We start from the raw sequence: 22,819 nt of genomic DNA, 5'->3' as shown, positions 1-22,819 counted from the left end.
TCCGCTATCTGACGAGATGTTGATGTCTGCCACCCCAGCCCAGCTTGTCGCCCTGCTGCAACAACGCGTAGAAGCCTGTTTTGTGCAGGCCGAGGCGCGCCTTGGCCGTACCTTCTCCCGCCCGCAAGTCCATTGCAATATGCGGGGCCGGGCGGCGGGATCGGCGCGGCTGCAAACCTGGGAGCTGCGCTTCAATCCCGCCCTCTATCAGGCCAACCAGCAGGCGTTTCTGGATGAGGTGGTGCCCCACGAGGTGGCCCATCTGCTGGTTTACGCCCTGTGGGGTGACGGGCGCGGCAAAAACCGGGTCTTGCCTCACGGCAGCCAGTGGCAATCGGTGATGCGGGAGGTGTTCGGCCTTGAGCCCAGAACTACCCACAGCTTCGATCTGGCGGTACTGGCCCAGCGCACCGTGCCCTATCGCTGTCACTGCCAGCAGCATCAACTCTCTATTCGCCGCCACAACAAGGTGGTGCGCGGCGAGGCCCGCTATCACTGTCGTCGCTGCAAGCAGCCGCTGGAGCGGGAACGGCCGGAGCCAGAGCAGTAAGCCAACTTGTGTCGCACCCCTGTGGTAGGGTGCCCGCCATCGTTCGTCAATCATCCCGTTTGCAAGGAATTCCATGCGTTTCATCTCCTCCCTCGCCCTGACCCTGCTGGCCGGTTTGCCGCTGCTCAGCGCGCCTCTGCACGCCCAGACCTTTCGCGAAGCCAAGCAGGATCTGGTGAAGCTCTATCGCAGCCAGCCTGCGGTCACCACCTTCTACTGCGGCTGCGACATCGACTATCAGGGCAAGAAAATGAGCCCGGATCTCGCCAGTTGCGGCTATGAGCCGCGCAAGCAGGCCAAGCGTGCCGCCCGCATCGAGTGGGAACACGTGGTCCCCGCCTGGGAGTTCGGCCACCAGCTGCAGTGCTGGCAGGATGGCGGCCGCAAAAACTGCGAGAAGGTGAGCCCCGAGTTCAACAAGATGGAGGGGGACATGCACAACCTCTTCCCCGCCATTGGCGAGGTGAACGGCGATCGGGCCAACTACCGCTTCTCCGACTGGAACGGCAAGCCGGATCAGTACGGTCAGTGCCAGATGCTGGTGGATTTCAAGGATCGTCGGGTGCAGCCGCCCAAGGGCTCGGTACGGGGTCAGATTGCCCGCGCCTACCTCTACATGAGCCAGCAGTATGGGCTGCGTCTGGCAGCGCAACAGCGTAAACTGTTTGAAGCTTGGGACAGGCAGTACCCGGCAGAAGGCTGGGAGTGCGAGCGCAATCGCCGCATCGGCAAGCTGCAGGGCAATACCAATCCCTTTATTGAAAAGCAGTGCCAATAACCCCATTTGAACTGGGAGGGGGATTGCCCCTCCTATCATGAAGCCCTTACCCACTGCCGCGTGAGCCTTGCTCGCCGCAGGATATAAAGGGTTTCCAAGCAAGAGACTGACAATCAGCCATGCGCATTCCACGTATCTATGAACCGGCCACCCTGCAAGTTGGCCAGACCATCGCCCTGTCGGAAGACGGCGCCAACCATATCGGCCGGGTACTGCGCATGCAGCCGGGCCAGCAGCTCGAGCTATTCAACGGCGATGGCAATCAATATCCCGCCACCATCACCAGCGTCGGCAAGAAGTCGGTGGAAGTGACCATCGACAGCTGTGACGCCCAATCGGTGGAGTCACCGCTGGCCATCCACCTCGGTCAGGTGATCAGCCGCGGCGACAAGATGGACTTCACCATCCAGAAATCGGTGGAGCTGGGCGTCACCTGCATCACCCCGCTCTTCTCCGAGCGCTGCGGCGTCAAGCTGCCGGCAGACCGCTTGGAGAAGAAGCGCGAGCAGTGGCAGAAGGTGGTGATCAGCGCCTGCGAACAGTGCGGCCGCAACGTGGTGCCAGAGGTACGCATGCCGATGGAGTTGGACGCCTGGCTGGCGGAAGAGACCAAAGAGCTCAAGCTCAACCTGCACCCGCGCGCCGAGTACAGCATCAACACCCTGCCCGTTCCCGAGCACGGCGTGCGCCTGCTGATTGGCCCGGAAGGGGGCTTGTCGAGCGACGAGATCGCCCGTACCGTGCAGGAAGATTTCAAAGAGATGCTGCTGGGGCCGCGGGTGCTGCGTACCGAAACCGCCGCCCTGACTGCGATAACTGCGCTGCAGTGCCGCTTTGGCGATCTCGCTTGATACTATCGGCCGCATCAATCAGCCCCATGGCTGCATCGACGCAGCCGCAAGCGGCCGATTACGCTGCGCTAATCGACCCTACAACCCTATCGAGCCATTAAAAAGGAACAGCGGATGACCATTAAACTCGGCATCGTGATGGACCCCATCTCGGCCATCAACATCAAGAAAGATTCCAGCTTTGCCATGCTCGAAGAGGCGCAAAAGCGCGGCTATGAGCTCTTCTATCTGGAGATGAAGGATCTCTACATGGAAGCCGGTCGCGCCTTTGGCACCATGCGCCCGCTCACTGTCAAATATGACTATGCCGACTGGTACACGCTGGGCGAGGTGGTGGACCAGCCCCTCTCCAACCTCGATGTGATCCTGATGCGCAAGGATCCGCCGTTCGACACCGAATTTATCTACGCCACCTACATGCTGGAGCGGGCCGAGGATGAGGGTTGCCTCATCGTCAACAAGCCGCAGAGCCTGCGCGACGCCAACGAGAAGCTCTACACCGCCTGGTTTGCCGAGCACACCCCGACCACGCTGGTGACCCGCCGCGCCGACAAGCTGCGCGCCTTCCACGCGAAGCACAAAGACGTGATCTTGAAGCCCTTGGACGGCATGGGCGGCGCCTCCATCTTCCGCATGAAGGAAGATGACGCCAACGTCGGCGTGATTATCGAGACTCTGACCGCCCACGGCAGCCAGTACTGCATGGCGCAGACCTATCTGCCCGCCATCAAGGATGGCGACAAGCGGGTACTGGTAGTGGACGGTGAGCCGGTTCCCTACTGTCTGGCCCGTATTCCGGCGCAGGGGGAAACCCGTGGCAATCTGGCGGCCGGTGGCCGTGGTGAAGCACGTCCCCTGAGCGAAGCCGACTGGACCATCGCCCGCGCAGTGGGCCCGACGTTGAAAGAGAAGGGGCTTATCTTCGTTGGCCTCGATATCATCGGCGACCGCCTGACCGAGATTAACGTCACCAGCCCGACCTGCATTCGCGAGATTGAAGCCGCCTTCGACGTGCACATCACCGGTATGCTGATGGATGCCATCGAGCGTCGGCTGGGCAAATAATCGCCTGGCAGGCTAACCGGCCTGTTCAGGGGTAACCCGCCCCTGACAAGCCCGGAAACAGAGAGGGTGGCCCGGCGCCACCCTCTCTGTTTCAAGGCAATCCGGAAAGGGGCAGGATCTCGCCCAGCCCAAAAAGCGGTTTTTCCCATGGGGATCAACTGCCATAATTGACCTCAAATACCTTTGCACTATTTGGCCTCTATGCAAACACTGCAAAATCACTTCCTGCTTGCCATGCCAAGTCTGACGGATCCCTACTTCGAACGCTCGCTGGTCTATCTGTGCGAGCACAACGAAGAGGGCGCCATGGGCTTGGTCGTCAACATTCCGGTGGAGATGTCGCTGGAAACCATGCTGACCCAGCTCCAGCTCAACCCGCCCAACAACCCGGAGCTCAAACAACCGGTACTGCAAGGGGGGCCGGTTCACGCCGATCGCGGCTTCGTGCTGCACAGCTTCCGCCCCGGCTTCAACTCCACCCTGCAGGTGGGGGATGAGATGATGGTGACCACCTCCAAGGATATTCTGGAAACTCTGGGTACGAGCGAGGCCCCTGCCCATTGGCTGGTGGCCCTTGGCTATGCCGGCTGGAGCGCCGGGCAGCTGGAGCAGGAGCTGGTGGATGGCGCCTGGCTGGTGATCCCTCCCAATCCGGCTCTGGTGTTCAAGACCCCCATTCACAAACGTTGGCAGCAAGCTGCCGCCAGCATAGGGGTGAACCCGGTTCACCTCTCCAGCGATATCGGCCACAGCTGATCGGCTGGCCCGCTCCGCTCTCTATTTCGAGGATTTATCAGTTATGTCATCACGCAGCATCATGGGCTTTGACTATGGCACCAAGAGCATTGGCGTCGCCATCGGTCAGGAGCTGACTGGCACAGCCCAGCCTCTGCGCGCCCTCAAGGCCAACGACGGCATCCCCAACTGGGACGAGATTGAGAAGCTGCTCAAGGAGTGGCAACCGGACCTGCTGGTTGTCGGTCTGCCGCTGAACATGGATGGCACAGATCAGGAGATCACGGTACGGGCCCGCAAATTCGGCAACCGGCTGCATGGCCGTTTCGGCAAGCCGGTGGAGTTCAAGGATGAACGACTCACCACCACAGATGCCCGCGCCCGGCTGTTTGAGCGAGGCGGCTATCGCGCGCTGGAGAAAGGCAGTGTAGACGGGGTATCGGCGCAGCTGATCGTCGAAGCCTGGATGGAAGAGCAGTACAACTAAGCCATCAACAGCAAGGCAAGGGTCGCCGCCCTTGCCCTGTCTCGCACTATCCCCTCATTACGCCTGTGATTGTCCCGCTACCAGCCCTTCGGCCTCTGTCGGGTTCGCATTCATCATCCGGTTCAGCCAGGGCACCATCAGCCCCATCACCACCGCAATCAGCAAGGTCGCCATCCCGATCTTGCCAAATACGCCGGTGTAAATGGGCAAAGTTTGCAGCGGATCCGTCATCCCTTGCGGCACGGCGGTAAAGGTCGCCACATAGCCCCCCAGCAGGGACGCCATCGCCTGAGTCAGGAACCACATTCCGAGAATGAAGCCCATCAGCCGTTGCGGCACCAGCGCAGCCACCATCGCCAGTCCCAGCGCACTGATCATCAGCTCTCCCAGACTCTGGAACAGGTAGATCAGCACCATAAACCAGGGGGAGGTCAGCCCCTGCTCATCGGCAAACCACCAGCCGGATGCCGCCGCCGTCAAAAAGCCCAGCGAGCAGAAGAACATCCCGAGGGTGAACTTGAGCGGCATGGTGAGATCCCGCCCCTTGCTGCCCATTCGGGTATAGATCATCGCGAGTACCGGGCTACCCACCACCACCCAGAAGGGGTTGAGCGCCTGGAAGCTGACCGGGTTGACGCTCATGCCCAGCATCTCGTGGTGCATGTTGTTGATGGCAAAGAAGTTCAGAGACGTCGGCATCTGGGCGTACAGCACATAGAAGAGCACCGCCTCCAGCATCAGCACGAAGGCCACATACATCTTGTTGCGGCCCACTGTGTCGAGCCTGAATGCCTCGCGAAAAAAGAAGACCACCACGGCGATGGTCACCGTCATCAGCACCATGTTGGCGATCACCACGTGGTGCATCAGCCAGGCGCAAAAGAAGACCATGGCTACCGAGCCCAATATAACCAGCAGCAGCTTGCTGTAATTAAGTGGCAGGTGATCCGGCGCGGAGCCAATATCCTTGACCATATTGCGGCAGGCAAAGAAGGTGAACAGCGCAATAATCAGCCCCACCCCACACAGGTTATAGGTCACGGTATAGCCGTAGTGATCGGCAATCACCGGAGCGAGCGAGAGGGAAATAAGGGAGCCAATATTGATCGACATATAGAACAGGGTAAACGCCCCATCCAGCCGCGGATCTTTTGGCTGGTAGCATTTTGACAGCAGGCTGGCCGGATTGGCCTTGAACAGGCAGTTACCGACCGCGATGGTGCCCAGCGCATAGAAAATCAGGTCGGGATTGTAGATAGAGAGGCCGGTCATAAAGTAGCCTATCACCAGCACCACGGCCCCCAGCACCATGGTGCGCTTGGTGCCGAGCACATGGTCGCCGACATAGCCACCAACCGAGATCAGGCCATATACCAGCGCCGAGAAGGCACCGAAGGTAATAAAGGATTGCTCTTGGGAAAAACCCAGTTGCTGCACAAAGAAAACAGCCAGGATTCCCTGCACGCCGTAATAACCGAAGCGCTCCCAGAGTTCGACGAAAAATATCATGAAGAAGGGTTTGGGTTGTTGTAACAACCCGGTCGGTGCTGTTGCTGGACGCATAGTAACCTGCCTTTGCTGAGATTTATTTTTATTAATCTGGTGGTGGCTGCCGCACTATTTTCTCTTCCGTCATTGCCATAACGGGGAGCACAGTCAGCCTGCCAATCTGGCTATTTTCGGGTGCACGGGCCCCGTTCGATGAAAGGTGTTTTTTCATCTAGCCGGTTTCAATTAGGTGTTATCGGGGGATGGTGAGTGGCGTCTCCCGGTACAGTTACTGGCTCCGGGTTCTACCTTTGCTGCATCCCTTTACTCAAGCCAGTTTATCAACCTTGATACTTATTCCCCTCTGCTCCGTCACTCATGGCTGGTGGCCAGATAGCCGGGGCATGGCACGGCCACAGACGACCTGTGGGGCTGGCTCACGCCGCGCTCTACTGGCAGTCACCCTACGCAGGCGCTATCTAACCCCGTCATTCCAAGGGGAGTCATGCTATATCACTGCAAATACAGGAACTTAATGGTCGATCACACTTTAAAAGTGACCACAGGTGAAGTTTTCTAATGAAACCACATGAATTATTTTCGTGAAAAGAGCTTCACTCGAGACGTGTAACCAAGGTCAATATGTGCATAAAGAGAGTTGAATGGCACACAGTTGAACCCGAACTCGGCACTTAAGTCGTGCTAAAGCCCACTCATGCGGGCGATACGACAACAAAAAGCCGGAGCTGATGGCTCCGGCTGATCGGTGGGCACCGTCACGGCCACATTAGCGTGGCGATTCGTCGTTGTAGAGCCGCCGGATCTCGTTGCGCAGCCACATCACCTTGGCATCCTGATTCAACCTTGATACTTATTCCCCTCAGCGCACCGGACCCGACCCCCTGCCAGAAACGGCCGAGGTAGAACTGGGTGATCCCTTCGGCATGACCCGCCACCAGCGAGGCGAGGACAAAAATCAGCGCCCCCCCGAGCACCACCCAGCGCCGCCCGTAGCGATCGGCAATCATCCCGCCCAGCAGCACGGTGGCCGCCATACCGAACAGATAGATAGAGAAGGCGGTGTGGATCTGCGCCTCGCTCGCCTGCAGGGCATCGGCAATCTGGGGCACGGCGACCAGATAGAGCTCGATCCCGACCGGATAGAGAATGATCATCAGAAAAGTGCACAACAGGAATACAGGCATGAACTCTCCATAACAGATTGGCGTGCCGATGCCTGCCAGATCACAGCGACAGGCGAACAGTGGCGGGGCCAAGGTGGTGACAAAGGTAGCAACGCAGCGCGTCGCAATGGGGGCAACTATATGGGCGCCCAGCGCCCTCACCTAGTGAAGAGATGGCGATCGGTACATTCCCATCAGGAAATATTGTATTGAGCTACGTGCCTGATCGGCCATATTGAATCGAGCAGACTCAGCAATACACCGGGTCACCTCCCGCTCATTGCCATCCCTGCGCTGCACTTTACCGCCCGTCTGTTATCTGCCTTCGCCCTTGCGGGCGTATAAGCTGTAGGTGCGACGCAATACAGGGAGTGTGTATGAAGGGAATGAAGAGAGAAGAGCAGATTGCCGGGCTGCTGGCGGCACTGGAGCAAGTCATTCTGGGCAAGCCGCTGCAACTGAAGATCGCGCTGGTGACCCTGCTGGCGCGCGGTCATCTGCTGATCGAGGATCTGCCCGGCATGGGCAAAACCACCCTGGCCCACGCGCTGGCGCAGGTGCTGGGGCTGGCATGCAGGCGGATGCAGTTCACCGCCGATCTGCTCCCCGCCGACCTGCTGGGGCTTCAGATTTTTGACCCCCAGCAACAAACATTTCGCTTTCACCCCGGCCCCATCTTCACCCAGGTGCTGCTGGCGGACGAGATCAACCGTGCCAGCCCCAAAGTGCAGAGCGCCCTGCTGGAGGCGATGGCCGAGGGCAAGGTGAGCATTGAGGGGAATACGCACCCACTCCCCGATCCATTTTTCGTCATCGCCACCCAGAATCCGGCGGATCAGGCGGGCACTTATCCACTGCCGGAATCCCAGCTAGACCGCTTCGCCGTGCGACTCTCGCTGGGTTTTCCGCCGCGAGAGGCGGAGCGCCAGCTACTGCGGGGCCACCAACCGACTGGCCCGTTGCCCGCCATGCTGGATGCTGCCGGACTCGCCACCTTGCAAAGCGAAGGGGATTCCATCCATGTTTCGGATGCCACCCTCGACTACCTGCTGGCACTGGTGCACCAGAGCCGCTTTGATGGGGAGCTGCCACAGCCCCTCTCCCCCCGGGCAGCCCAGACCTTGCTGGCGGTGAGCCGGGCCTGGGCGCTGGTGGCGGGGCGGCGCTTTGTCACGGTGGAGGATGTGCAGGCAGCCTTCCCCTATGTGGCCGAGCATCGGCTGCGGGGCAGCTTTGGCGTACAGCACGGCGAAGCCTGTCCCCTGAGCCAGAGGTTGCTGGCCCGGGTCGATCCGGACAATCCCTGATGAGCAAATTGTTTGACCGTTGGCAGCAGTGGCGAACCCGCTGGCGGCAGCGTTGGCTCGATCGCCGCATTCCCCCTGCCCGCCAAATCACGCTGGGTACCCGCAGCCTCTTTATCCTCCCCACCCGCATGGGGCTGCTCTATCTGCTGGTGCTGCTCGCCATCTATCTGCTAGGCACCAACTACCAGAACAATCTGGTACTGCTGGTGGCCTACTGCCTCGGCAGCCTGTTTATGGCAGCCATGTGGCTCACCCACCGCAACCTGCTGGGGCTGGAGCTGCTGGGTGGCCCGCTGGTGCTGGGGGAAGCGGGTAGCCAGCTTCCTATACGCATCTTGGTGCAGAGCCCGCGCCCGGTGCAGGCGCTCCGGTTTAGCCTCAACGAAGGCACCCTCTGGCTGGCACAGGCCGACGCTGTGCCCAGCTCAGTTATCCTGCCAGTATCTGGCTCGCGCCGTGGACTACTGCCCCTTGGCCGATTGCGGGTCGAGAGCCGCTACCCCCTCGGCCTGTTTCGCTGCTGGTCCCTGCTGGACTTGCAGCTGGAGGGCTGGCTTTCCCCCAAACCGGCATTCGGGGCGCTAAGAGGGGAACATGCGACCGAAAGCGAGGGGAATCAGGGCCAACCCGCTCCGGCCACTCTCGGTGACTTTGATACCCTGCGGACACATCAGGCCGGTGAGCCACTGAGCCGGGTCGCCTGGAAGCAACTTGCCCAAGGGCGCGGCCTGCTGACCAAGCAGTTTCATGAACCTCAGCAGGATGACACTCACCTCACCTTGCAGCGGGTCACGGGTGGGGATCTGGAGCAGCGGCTGGCGGTGCTGGCCTGGTGGTGCGCCGATTACGGCAAGCGGGGCATCCCCTTTACCCTGATGCTGGCAAACCAGACGCTGGGGCCCGATAGTGGTGCCGCCTTTGTGCAGCGCTGCCTGCTGGCACTGGCCCGATTCGATGCCACACCACCGAAGAGCACTCCCGATGCTGCTCGATAACCGCCTGTTGCCACTCATCGCCCTGCAACAGCTGCTGCTGGTCGCGGCGCTCTGGCCCCAACTACAGATCTGGGTAGTGGCGGTGGGCGCCATCACCCTCGGCGTCCGGGCCATGATGCTGTGGCGTGGCTGGCCGCCCCTCCCTGCCAGCGGGTTGGCGCTGTTGGCCATCACAACCGTGATGTTGCTGGGGTTGCAGTGGCGCACATTGGGCACCCTGCCCGCCCTGATCAATCTGCTCTGGCTCGGCTATAGCCTCAAGATGATCGAGGTACGGCGCGAGCGGGATATCGAGCTGGTGCTGCTGCTCGCCTTCTTTCTTATCGCGCTGGCTCTGGTGCAGCGACAGAGCATCGGCTGGACGGCCGGAATGACAGTAGCGCTCTGGCTGGCAGTAACCACGCTGGTGGCCGCCATCGCTTCCGAGCAGAAACGGCCTTGGCGCAGCGCGGGCGGCGCCCTGCTGCTGGCGCTTCCCCTTCTCATTACTCTGTTTCTGCTGCTGCCAAGGCTGCCGCCCCTCTGGCAGATGCCCACCACCAGCCGCGCCCTGTCGGGCCTCTCGGAAGAGCTGGCCCCCGGCGATATCAGCGAACTGGTCAACTCCTCGGAACTGGCCTTTCGGGTCACCTTTGCCGATGGCCCGCCCCCTGTCCGCGAGCGCTATTTTCCGGTGATGCGCCAAGAAGTTTTCGATGGTCAGCGCTGGTTGCTGAGCCCCGAGGTCAAAGCATGGCAACGGACAGTGCCGGTGCAGACCGGGCTCACCCTTCTGGCATCCTCTTCACAAGCCCGTACTCAACTGGCAGATAGTCCGTTACCCGCCGGGAGCTACGAGGTGATCGCCGAGCCCCAGCGCCACCGCTGGGCCTTTGCCCTGAGTGACCCCCGCCTGCTGGCGGGCCCTGTGCTGCTTACCCCTCTCGACACCCTCTATCGGCAGGGGAGCGGCGAGGTGGCGATCCGCTATCGCATTGGCCGCGGCGAAGCACAGATCGAGGATGATAGCCAAGCCGCCCAGCGCAACCAGCAACTGCCAGCCGGAGGCAACCCGAGAGCGCGCGCCCATGGCCAAGGGCTGGCCACACGCCATCCGGATCGCGCAGAGCTGGTCGCCGCCCTGCTCGCGCAGTTTCGCAGCCAATCCTATTACTACACCCTGACCCCGCCACGGCTTGGCAGTGACGGGGTGGATGAGTTCCTGTTCGATACCAGGCAGGGCTTTTGCGGCCACTACGCCATGGCGACCGCTTTCGTACTGCGCGCTGCCGGTATTCCGGCACGGCTGGTCACCGGTTATCTCGGCGGCGAGTGGAATCCCACGGGCAACTATCTGGCGGTACACCAGTTCGATGCTCACGCCTGGGTGGAGTATCTCGATGAAGGAGGAACATGGCGGCGAATCGACCCCACGGCGGCAGTGGCACCGGAGCGCATTGAAGGCGGCGTGAGGGAGGCGCTAAGCGACGAGTTTACCGCCGCCGACCCACTTGCTTTGCAGCGTTATCGCAACTGGGCTCTGCTCAATCAGCTGCGCTGGTGGGGCAACAATATCGACTACCAGTGGAGTCGCTGGGTGATTGGTTACGATGCGGGTCAGCTCTGGCAACAAATCGGCCTGCGCTGGCCCGCACTGGCGGGACATACACCCTGGTTGATCCTCGCCAGCCTGATGCTGGTCGCTCTGCTGGTGAGCCTGCCCCTGCTGTTGCCCGCCCGCCTGCCGCCAGAGCGGCGTATCTGGCAGCCCCTGCTCAAACGGGGCAAACGCAGTGGCTACCCACCCCAGCCCGCCGAGAGCATGGGGACATGGTGCGAGCGGCTGGCACGGCTGCGTCCCGACCTTGCCCACGCCCTGCTAAAGAGTGCGTGGCTCTTTCGTCGCTGGCGTTATGCCCCCCTCAACGACCGGCAACAAGGGCGCTACTGGCGCCAGTTGCAACGGCGTGTCAGACAGCTCGCCCAGTGCTGGGATCAGCCGCCGAAGAGCGGCTCATAAAAGAAGGGGGAGCCACTGGCTCCCCCTTCAGGTTTTAATCAAGAGGTTTGATTCACCGCTTGTTACTTTTTGGTCGAATTGTCCCAGATCCCCTCTTCCAGCTGGGAGCGGATCTCGGGGTATTTGTTGGCATCGAAGGTGGGCACCTTGCCCAGCCGGAGCTGGTCGTTGTAATCCTTCGCCAGCTTGATGGCAACGCTGGAGAGCAGCAGGATCGCCACCAGGTTGACGATGGCCATCAGACCCATGGAGACATCCGCCATCGCCCACACAATCGGCAACTCACCCACGGCACCGAACATCACCATCCCCAGCACGAACACCCGGAACAGCATCAGGCCACCCTTGTGGTTGTGCTCGAGGAACACCAGATTGGTCTCGGCATAGGAGTAGTTCGCCACGATAGAGGTGAAGGCGAAGAAGAAGATGGCCGCCGCAATGAAGATGTTGCCACCGCTGCCAATCTGGGAGGAGAGCGCCCGCTGGGTCAGCTCGACACCGGTCACGCCGGATCCCGGCTCAAACTGACCTGACATCAGGATGATGGCGGCGGTACAGCTGCAGATGACGATGGTGTCCATAAAGACCCCCAGCATCTGCACATAACCCTGGGAGGCCGGGTGCGGCGGATAGGGAGTGGCAGTCGCCGCAGCGTTGGGCGCAGAGCCCATCCCCGCCTCGTTGGAGAAGAGACCGCGTTTGATACCGTTGATCATCGCCTGGGAGATGGCATAACCCAGCGCCCCCGAGCCTGCCTGCTCAATCCCGAAGGCGGACTTGATGATCAGCATGAAGACATGGGGCAACTCGGTGATGTTCATCGCTACAATGACCAGCGCCAGCAGAATGTAGGCCAGCGCCATAAAGGGCACCACCAGCTCGGCAAAACGGGCGATGCCACGAATGCCGCCGAAGATAATCAGGCCGGAGAGCGCCACCAGCGCCAGACCGCTGACCCAGTCAGGAATGCCAAACGCCACCTTCATCGCCAGACTGATGGAGTTGGCCTGCACCGCGTTGAACACCAGACCAAACGCCAGGATCAGGCAGAGCGAGAAGACCACCCCCATCCAGCGCATACCGAGGCCTTTCTCCATGTAGTAGGCCGGGCCACCACGGTAGTTGCCATCCTCATCCTTGACCTTGTAGAGCTGGGCCAGGGTGCTTTCGACGAAGGCGGTCGCCATGCCGATAAAGGCAATCAGCCACATCCAGAAGATGGCGCCGGGGCCACCCAGATAGATGGCGACTGCCACACCGGCCAGGTTGCCGGTGCCGACACGGGCGGCAAGGCTGGTACAGAGGGCCTGGAAGGAGGAGATGCCCGCGTTGTCCGATTTACGGCTGTTTTTCAGCACGGAAAACATGTGGCCAAAATGACGGATCTGGATAAAACCCAGGCGGAAGGTGAAAAAGATACCGACCCCGATGAGCAGGTAGATGAGCACGGCTCCCCACATCAGGTCGTTTAGCATCGCAATCAAGGTGTCCATAATTCTCTCGTTGTTATTCACATCCATGGCCAGTCTGCGCTGACCGTTTTCTGTCTGTCGTTTAATTAGCGTTTCGCTAAAGGGGCGGAATCTAGCACAGCGGGAGAGCCCGGAATAGTGATCCCGGTCACGCGAGACACAAAAAACGAACGGTAAAAGCCCATAAAGCTCCATTTAAATCGCAAACTTTCAACAAACTCAATAATTCAATCAGACAGGCCACCATTAAGCCCCATAAGAGAACCATTTTGATATATCCCTGATGAGCTATCCGAAAACGCAAACGCTTGCATGAAATGGCTTTCAAACGGAGACATTTCGCCAAACGTTTTCGCTGTAATTAAATTTCAAGTACGTAGTGAGATAATTTATGTGATCGACGACACAAATATGGATATTGGCTAAAAAAGTTCAGCTGAAAGCAAACCGGAGCGATGTCGGAACGAAATGTAAAAAACCTTACTAATCATATAGTTTCAAGCCATAAAACGGGATAACTCAACAGCCTGAATGTTTAACAACCAAGCGCCCCTATTGCAGGATGCAGCACATCAGTATTAATTAGGCAGGCAATGACGATGGGCCGCCCCCATCGCGCTTTTCTGAGCCTGAGGCACCAAGATCCTGTAATTTTATTTCAGAACCACCGTCTCAAGCCCGCAACCCAGGGATTACTCCCTCATTAAGAGATGATATTCGCTATGGCCGATAAATTAACCCAGCTGAAAGCCCTGACCACTGTTGTTGCCGACACCGGTGATATCGAAGCCATCAAACGCTATCAGCCCATCGATGCCACCACCAACCCCTCTCTGGTTCTGAAGGCCTCCGAGATCCCCGAGTACGCTCCGCTGATCGAAGACGCCATCAAGTGGGCCAAAGCCCAGAGCCAGGACAAGGCACAGCAAATCATCGATGCGGGCGACAAGCTGGCCGTCAATATCGGTCTGGAAGTGCTGAAGATCGTTCCGGGCCGTATCTCTACCGAAGTGGATGCCCGTCTCTCCTTCGATACCGAAGCCAGCATTGCCAAGGCCCGCAAGCTGATCCGTCTCTACAACGAAGCGGGTATCAGCAACGACCGCATTCTGATCAAGCTGGCCTCCACCTGGGAAGGGATCCGTGCCGCCGAGGTACTGGAGAAAGAGGGTATCCAATGCAACCTGACCCTGCTGTTCTCATTCGCCCAGGCCCGTGCCTGTGCCGAAGCCGGTGCCTTCCTGATCTCCCCGTTCGTGGGTCGCATCCTCGACTGGTACAAGGCCAAGCACAACCGTGACTACACCGCCAGCGAAGATCCGGGCGTGGTCTCCGTCACCTCCATCTACAACTACTACAAGCAGCACGACTACCCGACCGTGGTGATGGGCGCCAGCTTCCGCAACACCGGCGAGATCCTGGAACTGGCAGGCTGCGACCGCCTGACCATCGGCCCGGCCCTGCTGGAAGAGCTGAGCAAAACCGAAGGCGCCGTGGTACGCAAACTGGACTACACCGGTGAGCGCAAGGCCAAACCGACTCCGATGACCGAAGCCGAATTCCGCTGGGAACTGAACCAGGATGCCATGGCTCACGAGAAGCTGGGCGAAGGTATCCGCATGTTCGCCATCGACCAGGGCAAGCTGGAAACCATGCTGGCAAGCCGCCTGTAATCAGTTCTTTTTTCTGATAAAAACCGGGCCCCCACCAAGGGGCCCGGTTTTTTTCATGGGCTTTTTTAGCGCTGTCATAGAGTCGTCACGAAAACGTTTTAATTTCAGATTCGTTATGTTATACGGGTGGTGAAAACAATAAAAACCAAGGAGGGAGCCATGGAAATGTTCAACTTCGATTATGACGAGGTGGTTGAACTCGGTTCGCGTAGCCGCGGGACAACGGGAAAAAAACGTAAATGGCGTGAAATCGAGGCGTTGAAAGACAAACATCGCCTGCAGAAGGAGCTGCAATCCATCGATATCGCCTATGAAGGTCTTACAGACGAGATTGAACTGTAATACCGCCAGACACCTGTAAAAGCGCTCCGCACAGTCGGGGCGCTTTTTTTTGCCGCAATCGGATGAGCAAGCGGCTTGTCATGCCACCGCTAGCGATGCCAAAGGATGCTGCAGGCTAATGACAGTCATCACCAACAGCGTGGCATACCAACCCTGCCCCTCACCCTAGAATACTGACCTGCGCTGTTTCAGGGCGCATTGGGGCAATCACCGCAAGACAAGTCATCAGCAATAAAAAACCCCCGTCGATGACGGGGGCCTGAATACTCGGGGGTGACGGCTGCGCTTAGCAGTAACCGTAGCCCAGCAGACGCTGATAGCGCTGCTCCAGCAGTTGCTCGGTATCGAGCGGACGCAGTGCGTCCAGATCCTGCTTGATGCGGGCCTTGAGGTTTTTGGCCATCTTCTCCACATCGCGGTGGGCACCGCCGAGGGGCTCGTCGATCACGTGGTCGATCAGCTTGAGCTCTTTCAGACGCTGGGCAGTGATACCCATCGCTTCGGCAGCTACGGAGGCCTTGTCGGCACTCTTCCACAGGATGGAGGCACACCCTTCCGGCGAGATGACGGAGTAGGTGGAGTACTGCAGCATGTTGACACGGTCACCCACGCCGATTGCCAGCGCACCACCGGAGCCACCCTCACCGATCACGGTGCAGACCACCGGCACGGTCAGACCGGCCATCACTTTCAGGTTGCGGGCAATCGCTTCGGACTGGCCACGCTCTTCGGCACCGACGCCAGGGTAAGCGCCCGGGGTGTCGATAAAGGTGATGATCGGCATCTTGAAGCGCTCGGCCATCTCCATCAGACGCAGGGCCTTGCGGTACCCTTCCGGACGCGGCATGCCGAAGTTGCGCTTGATCTTCTCTTTGGTCTCGCGACCCTTCTGGTGACCAATCACCATCACCGGCTCGCCGTCGAGACGGGCGATGCCGCCGACGATAGCCTTGTCATCGGCATAGGCGCGATCGCCAGCCAACTCGTCGAAATCGGTGAAGATATGCTCGATATAGTCAAAGGTGTAAGGGCGCTGGGGATGACGCGCCATCTGGGATACCTGCCAGGCACCCAGATCACCGAAGATCTTCTTGGTCAGCTCTTCGTTTTTCTTCTCCAGCCGGCGGATCTCGTCTTTCAGATCCACGGCGTGATTGCCTTCACTCACATGTTTGAGTTCATCAATCTGCGCCTGCAACTCGGCAATCGGCTGTTCAAAATCCAGAAAAAGACTCATAGGGCCTTAGAACCTCTAATCAAAAACCAATTCAACCCGCTCTCGTCCAAGCAGGACTCGCAAGTCATCTATCAGTTGATCGGTGGGCGTCACCCGCCACTCGGTACCGAGCGTCAATCGCACCCGGGAGCCGGGGCGACGATAGTTTACCTGAACCGGACAGACTCCGGCACGGGCGGGCTCCAAAATCTCGCACAAACGCGGGAAAAAGCGATCATCAATCCGCTGTTCATCGAGGGAGATGCGGATTGCTCTGGCAAAACGCTCCCTCGCATCGTTGATATCCAGTAATTCTCGAGCCGACATTTTAAGGCCACCGGAGAAGTCATCAAAGCTGACCTGTCCAGAAACCACCAAAATGCGGTCTTTTTGCATCAATTCTTCATATTTTTCCAGCGCTTCACTGAACAGGGTCACATCGAGGCGACCGGAACGGTCGTCCAGGGTGAAGATCCCCATCTTGTTGCCACGCTTGGTCACCATGCTGCGGGCCGCAATCACCAGCCCCGCCGCCGTGGTCACGGTATCACGGGAGGTGGGATGCAGATCGCACAGGCGACCCGAGGTATAACGACGCAATTCGCTGCTGTACTGGTTGATGGGGTGACCGGTGAGATAGAGCCCGAGGGTCTCGCGCTCCCCTTCCAGCCACACCTTGTCAGGCCAGTGCGGCACGTTGGCAAACGCCTTCTTGACGTCGTCAATCTCTTCGGTAAGCACGCCGAACATGTCGACCTGCCCCACCGCCTGCGCCTTGGCGTGCTGCTCGGCGGCGCGCATCGCCTCCTCAAGGGTCGCCATCAGGGCGGCGCGGTGGGGGCCGAGCCGATCCATGGCACCGGAGAGGATCAGCTTCTCCATCACCCGCTTGTTGAGCTTCTTGATGTCGACCCGGTTACAGAAGTCGAACAGATCGCGGAACGGGCCATCCTGATCCCGGGCGCTCAAGATCGCATCGATTGGCCCTTCACCGACTCCTTTCACCGCCCCGATCCCGTAGACAATATGACCATCTTCGTTGACCGAGAAGCGATAGCGGCCAGTGTTCACATCCGGCGGGATCACGGTGAGCCCCATCCGCTGGCACTCATCCACCAGGGTCACGATCTTGTCGGTGTTGTCCATATCGGCGGTCATCACCGCCGCCATGAACTCGGCCGGGAAGTGGGTCTTGAGCCAGAGGGTCTGGTAGGAGACCAGCGCGTAGGCGGCGGAGTGGGATTTGTTAAAGCCGTAGCCCGCAAACTTCTCCACCAGATCGAAGATCTTCATCGCCAGTTCGCCGTCGACGCCATTCCTGACGGCGCCCTCCTCGAAACCGGCCCGCTGCTTGGCCATCTCCTCGGGCTTTTTCTTACCCATAGCACGGCGCAGCATATCCGCGCCACCCAGCGTATAACCCGCCAGGGTCTGGGCGATCTGCATCACCTGCTCCTGATAGAGGATGATGCCGTAGGTTGGTTCCAGAATCGGTTTCAGGCTCTCGTGCTGCCACTTCTCGTCCGGATAGGAGATCGCTTCATTACCGTGCTTGCGGTCGATGAAGTTATCCACCATGCCTGACTGGAGCGGGCCCGGTCGGAACAGGGCCACCAGTGCGATCATGTCTTCGAAGCAGTCGGGGCGCAGCCGCTTGATGAGATCCTTCATGCCGCGGGATTCCAGCTGGAATACCGCGGTGGTCTCGTAGCGCTGCAGCAGGTCAAACGACTTCTTGTCATCGATGGGGATGGCGGCGATATCGACCGGCGGCTTGCCCTCTTTGGCAAGACGCGGGTTTATCATGCCGAGCGCCCAGTCGATGATGGTGAGGGTCCGCAGACCGAGGAAGTCGAACTTCACCAGACCGGCGTACTCCACGTCGTTCTTGTCGAACTGGGTGACCGGGTGATGGCCTTCGTCATCGCAGTAGAGCGGCGCAAAGTCGGTGATCTTGGTGGGCGCGATCACCACGCCACCGGCGTGTTTACCGGCGTTGCGCACCACCCCTTCGAGACGGCGAGCCATGTCGATGAGGTCTTTGACCTCCTCATCCTGCTCGTAGAGCTCGGGCAGCTTGGGCTCGGCCTCGAACGCCTTGGCAAGCGTCATACCCGGATCCGGCGGGATCAGCTTGGAGATGCGATCCACAAAGCCGTAAGCGTGGCCCAGCACCCGACCCACGTCCCGCACTACTGCCTTGGCCGCCATACTACCGAAGGTGATGATCTGGGAGACCGCATCCCGGCCGTACATGTCGGAGACGTGCTCGATCACCTCATCGCGTCGGTCCATGCAGAAGTCGACGTCGAAGTCGGGCATGGATACCCGCTCGGGGTTCAGGAAACGTTCGAACAGCAGGTCAAATTCCAGCGGGTCGAGGTCGGTGATCTTGAGGGCGTAGGCCACCAGGGAGCCCGCACCCGAGCCCCGGCCCGGGCCAACGGGAATGCCGTTGTCCTTGGACCACTGGATAAACTCCATCACGATGAGGAAGTAACCCGGGAAGCCCATCTGGTTGATCACTTTCAGCTCGACATCGAGACGCTCGTCATACTCGGGACGACGCTCGGCCCGCACTTGCGGATCCGGGAACAGAAACTCGAGACGCTCCTCCAGACCCTCTTTCGACTTGGCCACCAGAAAATCTTCGGTAGTCATGTCACCGGTCGGGAAGTTGGGCAGGAAATATTCGCCGAGACGCACCGTCACGTTGCAGCGCTTGGCGATCTCCACCGTGTTTTCCAGCGCTTCGGGAATGTCGGCAAACAGCTCCGCCATCTCCTCCTGACTGCGCAGGTACTGCTGGGGGCTGTAGCGACGGGGGCGACGTTTGTCCATCAGGGTATAGCCATCGTGGATGGCGACCCGGATCTCGTGGGCGTCGAAGTCATCGGCGTTGAGGAACACCACCTCGTTGGTGGCGACCACCGGCAGCTCGAACTCGGTAGCGATGGCCACCGCCATGTGCAGGTAGACCTCTTCGTCGGGTCGACCGGTACGCAGCAGTTCGAGGTAGTAGGCATCCGGGAAGTGGGTCTGATAGAAGGCGACACACTGCTCGGTCATCTGCCGGTTGCCCTTGAGCAGGAACTTGCCCACATCCCCCTCGCGGCCGCCGGAGAGGACGATCACCCCCTTGGCATGCTCGGCGAGCCAGCTCTTGTCGATAACCGGCCGCCCTTGCACGTGGCCGCGCTGGTAACCGCGGGAAATAAGCAGGGTGATGTTCTGGTAGCCGTCGTTGTCCATGGCAAGCAGGGTGAGGCGGAACTGCTCGTCGCCGAGCTCATCGCTCTGCACCCAGAAGTCGGCCCCGACGATGGGCTTGATCCCCTTGCCGTGGGCGGCACCATAGAAGCGCACCAGACCGCACATGTTCATCTGATCGGTCAGCGCCAGCGCCGGCATGTTGTTGGCCGCCGCCGCCCCGACGATGGGGTTGATCTTCTGCAGGCCATCGACCATGGAGAAGTCGGAGTGGACTCGCAGGTGGATAAAACGGGGTTCAGCCATCGTCATCTCCTCTCGCTGCTCAAACTAAATGGCATGGTCTACTCGATCCCCAGTGCACGGCGCACCGGTTTGAAGCTCTTGCGATATTCGGGCAACGGGCCACGCTCGGCCAGAATGGCGAGGTGCTCAGCGGTCGGATAACCCTTGTGACGGGCAAAACCATATTCGGGATGACGGCTGTCCAGCTCGGTCATCTCCGCATCGCGGGTCACCTTGGCGAGGATCGAAGCGGCACTGATGGCGGCCACCAGACTATCGCCCTTGACCACGGCGCGCGCTTCCATCGGCAGCGCCGGACAGCGGTTGCCATCGATAAAGACCAGCTCGGGGGTGACCTTCAACCCCGCCACGGCGCGCTGCATCGCCAGCATGGTGGCATGCAGGATGTTGAGCTCGTCGATCTCCTCCGGGCTGGCGCGACCGATGGCCCAAGCGAGCGCTTTCTCTTTGATCTCGTCAAACAGGGCGAGGCGCTTCTTCTCGGAGAGCTTCTTGGAGTCAGCCAGCCCGACAATGGGATTGGCGGGATCGAGAATGACCGCAGCGGTGACCACGTCACCCACCAGGGGGCCACGACCCACTTCGTCCACACCGGCAACCAGCTTGTCGTCAGGAATATCGATCATCATCTTGTAGCCTTGAATCAAAACAGGCCCCGTGGGGCCTGACAGGGGTCGACTGGCGCGGCATCACCGCTCGGAAAACGGATTAACGGGCTGTGCGGCGCAATCGACGGTCCGAAATAGCGTTATCTGCCGAGCAGATCCGCCACCGCATCGGCGGCCTGCGAGTCGGCATTGCAGCGGATCAGCTGGTGCAGCTCGGTGAAGGTGTTGACCAGCGCACTGTTGTCGTGCTCGAAATATTTGCTCACCTCTTCCACCAGATTCTCCGGAGTGCACTCGTGCTGGATGAGTTCCGGCACCAGCATGCGCCCAGCCAGCAGGTTGGGCAGAGAGACAAATTCGGTCTTCACCAGTCGCTGGGCCAGCCAATAGCTGAAGGGCTTGAGTTTGTAACCCACCACCATCGGTTTTTTCACCAGCATGGCTTCGAGCGCCGCAGTGCCGGAGGCCAGTATCACCACGTCAGCGGCGATCATCGCCTCGCGGCCCTGCCCTTCCAGCAGCACCATGTCGAGACCCGGCGCTACCTCGGCCTTGATGGCCATAAACTGCTCGCGCCGTTTCTGGTTGACCAGCGGCACGATGAAACCGAGATCCGGATAGCGCACCGTCAGGTGTTTACACGCTTCGAGAAACAGGGGGGACATAAAGCCCACTTCTGCGGTGCGGCTGCCCGGCAGCACCGCCAGCCAGCGGCGATTGGCATCGATACCGAGATTGCGACGCACGGCAGCCTGATCCGGCACCAATGGAATGTCATCCGCCATGGTGTGACCGACAAAACGGCAAGGGGCGTCGAAGCGGTCGTAGAAGGCTTTCTCGAACGGCAGGAAGGCGAGCACCATGTCGGTGGCGGCCTTGATCTTGTGAATGCGGTTCTGGCGCCAGGCCCACACAGAGGGGCTGACATAGTGAACCGTCTTGATGCCGGCGCGGCGCAGTTTCAGCTCCACTCCGATATTGAAATCCGGTGCATCCACGCCGATAAAGATATCGGGCGGATTGGCAATAAAGTGGCGCAGCAGTTCGCGACGAACCTTGAGGATGCGCGGCAGACGGCCCAGCACCTCGGTGATCCCCATGACGGAGAGCTCTTCCATCTCGAACAGGGCCTTGACGCCGAGGGCCTGCATCCGCGGCCCGGCGATCCCTTCGAACTGCGCATCCGGGTAGCGGGCTTGCAGCTCGCGCACCAGACCGGCAGCCAGAATGTCGCCGGAGACTTCTCCGGCGACGATACCGATACGAACCGGATCAGGCACGGATGATCCCGCGCTCGTTATCTTTGAGGAAGTCCACATAGAGCTGGACGGCCGGTTCGGCTTGCGCCATCTCGATCAGCACCGGCAGCACCTCTTCGACGGTCTTGCCGGAGCGGAAGATCTCTTTGTAGGCACGCTTGACGGCAGAGATGGCCTCGGCGCTGAAACCACGGCGACGCAGACCTTCGGAGTTGACCCCGAATGGCTTGGCGTAGTTGCCGGCGGCCATCACGTAAGGCGGCACGTCCTTGTTCAGGGCGGCGCAGCCACCGACGAAGGCGTGGGAACCGACGCGACCGAACTGGTGAATGGCGGAGAGACCACCAAAGATCACGAAGTCACCGATCACCACGTGGCCCGCCAGGGTCGCGTTGTTGGCGAAGATGCAGTTGTCACCGATGATGCAATCGTGGGCAACGTGAACGTTGACCATGAACAGGTTACCGCTGCCCACCTTGGTCAGGCTCTGATCCTGAATGGTACCGCGGTGGAAGGTGCAGTTCTCGCGAATGACGTTGTTGTCGCCAATTTCGAGGAAGGTGCGCTCACCGGCGTACTTCTTGTCCTGGCAATCCTCACCGATGGAGGTGTGCTGGAAGATCTTGTTGCCGCGACCAATCTTGGTCGGGCCCTTGATCACCACATGGGAACCTACCCAGGTGTTGTCACCGATTTCCACCTCGGCGCCGATGACAGAAAAGGGGCCGATTTCAACCCCTTTACCGATCACGGCAGACTCATGGACGATGGCAGTATCGTGAATGATGGCAGTCTGGTCGATCACGTGTGTTAAACCTCGCGTTTGGCGCACATCAGCTCGGCGGTACAGACCACTTCACCGTCGACGGTGGCGACACCGGTGAACTTGGCAATACCGCGACGCTCTTTCAGGAACTCCACGTCCAGCACCAGTTGATCACCGGGGCCGACCGGGCGCTTGAAACGAGCGTTGTCGATTGAGGCAAAATAGTAGAGTTCGTTGGGAGACGGCTTGCCCACCATGGTAAAGGCCAGGATACCGGTGGCCTGTGCCATCGCTTCCAGGATCAGTACGCCCGGGAACACCGGCTTGGCCGGGAAGTGCCCCTGGAAGATCGGCTCGTTGAACGAGACGTTCTTGATGGCACGCAGGGTTTTGCGCTCATCGCTGATCTCGTAGTCGTCTACACGATCCACCATCAGAAACGGATAACGGTGGGGCAGCAGATCCATGATTTCCTGGATACCCAGGCTCTTCTTTTCAGTAGTCAAAACAGTACCCTATACCAATCGT

19 protein-coding genes and 1 pseudogene are annotated in these 22,819 nt (G+C 59.8%); 11 read left to right on the top strand and 9 right to left on the bottom strand.

Annotated features, from left to right (window positions below):
* Positions 1–22: 22 nt before the first annotated feature.
* The 6 genes from ACB040_RS12165 to ruvX all read left to right on the top strand — a co-directional run bounded on the left by ACB040_RS12165 (position 23) and on the right by ruvX (position 4,466).
* Positions 23–550: a SprT family zinc-dependent metalloprotease gene (locus ACB040_RS12165; RefSeq protein ID WP_371154928.1), complete on the top strand. Its 528-nt coding sequence runs from the start codon at positions 23–25 to the stop codon at positions 548–550.
* A gap of 73 nt (positions 551–623) precedes the next feature.
* Positions 624–1,328: an endonuclease gene (locus ACB040_RS12160; RefSeq protein WP_088869945.1), complete on the top strand. Its 705-nt coding sequence runs from the start codon at positions 624–626 to the stop codon at positions 1,326–1,328.
* Positions 1,329–1,447: 119 nt separating this feature from the next.
* Positions 1,448–2,179, top strand: a complete 732-nt coding sequence (rsmE, locus tag ACB040_RS12155) for a 16S rRNA (uracil(1498)-N(3))-methyltransferase (protein ID WP_199415333.1) — start codon at positions 1,448–1,450, stop codon at positions 2,177–2,179.
* A gap of 114 nt (positions 2,180–2,293) precedes the next feature.
* Complete coding sequence (gene gshB / locus ACB040_RS12150) at positions 2,294–3,244, top strand: glutathione synthase (RefSeq protein ID WP_371154926.1); 951 nt, start codon at positions 2,294–2,296, stop codon at positions 3,242–3,244.
* A gap of 201 nt (positions 3,245–3,445) precedes the next feature.
* Positions 3,446–4,000, top strand: a complete 555-nt coding sequence (locus ACB040_RS12145) for a YqgE/AlgH family protein (RefSeq protein ID WP_005349793.1) — start codon at positions 3,446–3,448, stop codon at positions 3,998–4,000.
* Positions 4,001–4,043: 43 nt separating this feature from the next.
* A complete protein-coding gene (gene ruvX, locus ACB040_RS12140; protein WP_005343821.1) occupies positions 4,044–4,466 on the top strand; it encodes a Holliday junction resolvase RuvX in 423 nt (140 codons plus the stop codon).
* A 57-nt stretch (positions 4,467–4,523) separates the two neighbouring features.
* On the opposite strand, the gene dtpB is transcribed toward ruvX, so the two are convergent.
* Positions 4,524–6,029 (bottom strand): dipeptide/tripeptide permease DtpB, encoded by a 1,506-nt coding sequence (gene dtpB, locus ACB040_RS12135; protein ID WP_371154923.1) that lies wholly within the window; start codon positions 6,027–6,029, stop codon positions 4,524–4,526.
* Positions 6,030–6,835: 806 nt separating this feature from the next.
* Positions 6,836–7,159, bottom strand: a pseudogene (locus ACB040_RS12130) (MFS transporter); the annotation flags it as partial.
* Between the two features lie 356 nt (positions 7,160–7,515).
* Between ACB040_RS12130 and ACB040_RS12125 the strand changes: the two are divergent.
* From ACB040_RS12125 to ACB040_RS12115, 3 genes are read left to right on the top strand one after another with little or no spacing between them, the layout of a single operon-like run.
* On the top strand, positions 7,516–8,445 hold the full coding sequence (locus tag ACB040_RS12125) for an AAA family ATPase (protein ID WP_371154921.1): 930 nt from the start codon (positions 7,516–7,518) through the stop codon (positions 8,443–8,445).
* Positions 8,445–9,440 (top strand): DUF58 domain-containing protein, encoded by a 996-nt coding sequence (locus ACB040_RS12120; protein ID WP_371154919.1) that lies wholly within the window; start codon positions 8,445–8,447, stop codon positions 9,438–9,440. Before ACB040_RS12125 ends, ACB040_RS12120 begins: the two co-directional genes overlap by 1 nt.
* Positions 9,427–11,439, top strand: coding sequence for a DUF3488 and DUF4129 domain-containing transglutaminase family protein (locus tag ACB040_RS12115; RefSeq protein ID WP_371154917.1), 2,013 nt, complete (start codon positions 9,427–9,429; stop codon positions 11,437–11,439). Before ACB040_RS12120 ends, ACB040_RS12115 begins: the two co-directional genes overlap by 14 nt.
* A 62-nt stretch (positions 11,440–11,501) precedes the next feature.
* Here the strand turns inward: ACB040_RS12115 and ACB040_RS12110 are convergent, their stop codons facing one another.
* Positions 11,502–12,932, bottom strand: coding sequence for a sodium:alanine symporter family protein (locus ACB040_RS12110; protein ID WP_257123521.1), 1,431 nt, complete (start codon positions 12,930–12,932; stop codon positions 11,502–11,504).
* Between the two features lie 701 nt (positions 12,933–13,633).
* Between ACB040_RS12110 and tal the strand changes: the two genes are divergently transcribed.
* Together tal and ACB040_RS12100 are read left to right on the top strand one after the other, a co-directional pair.
* Positions 13,634–14,584, top strand: a complete 951-nt coding sequence (tal, locus tag ACB040_RS12105; RefSeq protein ID WP_139443195.1) for a transaldolase — start codon at positions 13,634–13,636, stop codon at positions 14,582–14,584.
* Positions 14,585–14,743: 159 nt separating this feature from the next.
* Positions 14,744–14,926 (top strand): DUF3545 family protein, encoded by a 183-nt coding sequence (locus ACB040_RS12100; protein ID WP_005338547.1) that lies wholly within the window; start codon positions 14,744–14,746, stop codon positions 14,924–14,926.
* Between the two features lie 286 nt (positions 14,927–15,212).
* Here ACB040_RS12100 and accA read toward each other — a convergent pair whose 3' ends face one another.
* The 6 genes from accA to fabZ form a co-directional block, all read right to left on the bottom strand.
* Entirely contained in the window at positions 15,213–16,163 is a 951-nt protein-coding gene (gene accA, locus ACB040_RS12095) for an acetyl-CoA carboxylase carboxyl transferase subunit alpha (RefSeq protein WP_005338549.1), read from the bottom strand.
* A 15-nt stretch (positions 16,164–16,178) separates the two neighbouring features.
* The gene (gene dnaE / locus ACB040_RS12090; RefSeq protein ID WP_371154913.1) at positions 16,179–19,658 is read right to left on the bottom strand and encodes a DNA polymerase III subunit alpha; all 3,480 of its coding nucleotides are present in this window, start codon (positions 19,656–19,658) and stop codon (positions 16,179–16,181) included.
* 38 nt (positions 19,659–19,696) lie between these two features.
* Positions 19,697–20,287, bottom strand: a complete 591-nt coding sequence (gene rnhB, locus ACB040_RS12085) for a ribonuclease HII (RefSeq protein WP_150390376.1) — start codon at positions 20,285–20,287, stop codon at positions 19,697–19,699.
* Between the two features lie 119 nt (positions 20,288–20,406).
* Positions 20,407–21,546: a lipid-A-disaccharide synthase gene (gene lpxB / locus ACB040_RS12080; protein WP_279460938.1), complete on the bottom strand. Its 1,140-nt coding sequence runs from the start codon at positions 21,544–21,546 to the stop codon at positions 20,407–20,409.
* Entirely contained in the window at positions 21,539–22,330 is a 792-nt protein-coding gene (gene lpxA / locus ACB040_RS12075) for an acyl-ACP--UDP-N-acetylglucosamine O-acyltransferase (RefSeq protein WP_199427477.1), read from the bottom strand. Before lpxA ends, lpxB begins: the two co-directional genes overlap by 8 nt.
* Positions 22,331–22,335: 5 nt before the next feature.
* Positions 22,336–22,797 carry a 3-hydroxyacyl-ACP dehydratase FabZ gene (gene fabZ / locus ACB040_RS12070; protein WP_005338559.1) on the bottom strand — a complete coding sequence of 154 codons (462 nt, stop codon included), beginning with the start codon at positions 22,795–22,797 and terminating at the stop codon, positions 22,336–22,338.
* Between the last annotated feature and the right edge of the window lie 22 nt (positions 22,798–22,819).

Origin of the sequence: Aeromonas sp. S11(2024), assembly GCF_041402345.1 — a bacterium.
GTDB classification, from domain to species: Bacteria; Pseudomonadota; Gammaproteobacteria; order Enterobacterales; family Aeromonadaceae; genus Aeromonas; species Aeromonas veronii.
This window is presented reverse-complemented; position numbering and strand designations above follow the sequence as displayed.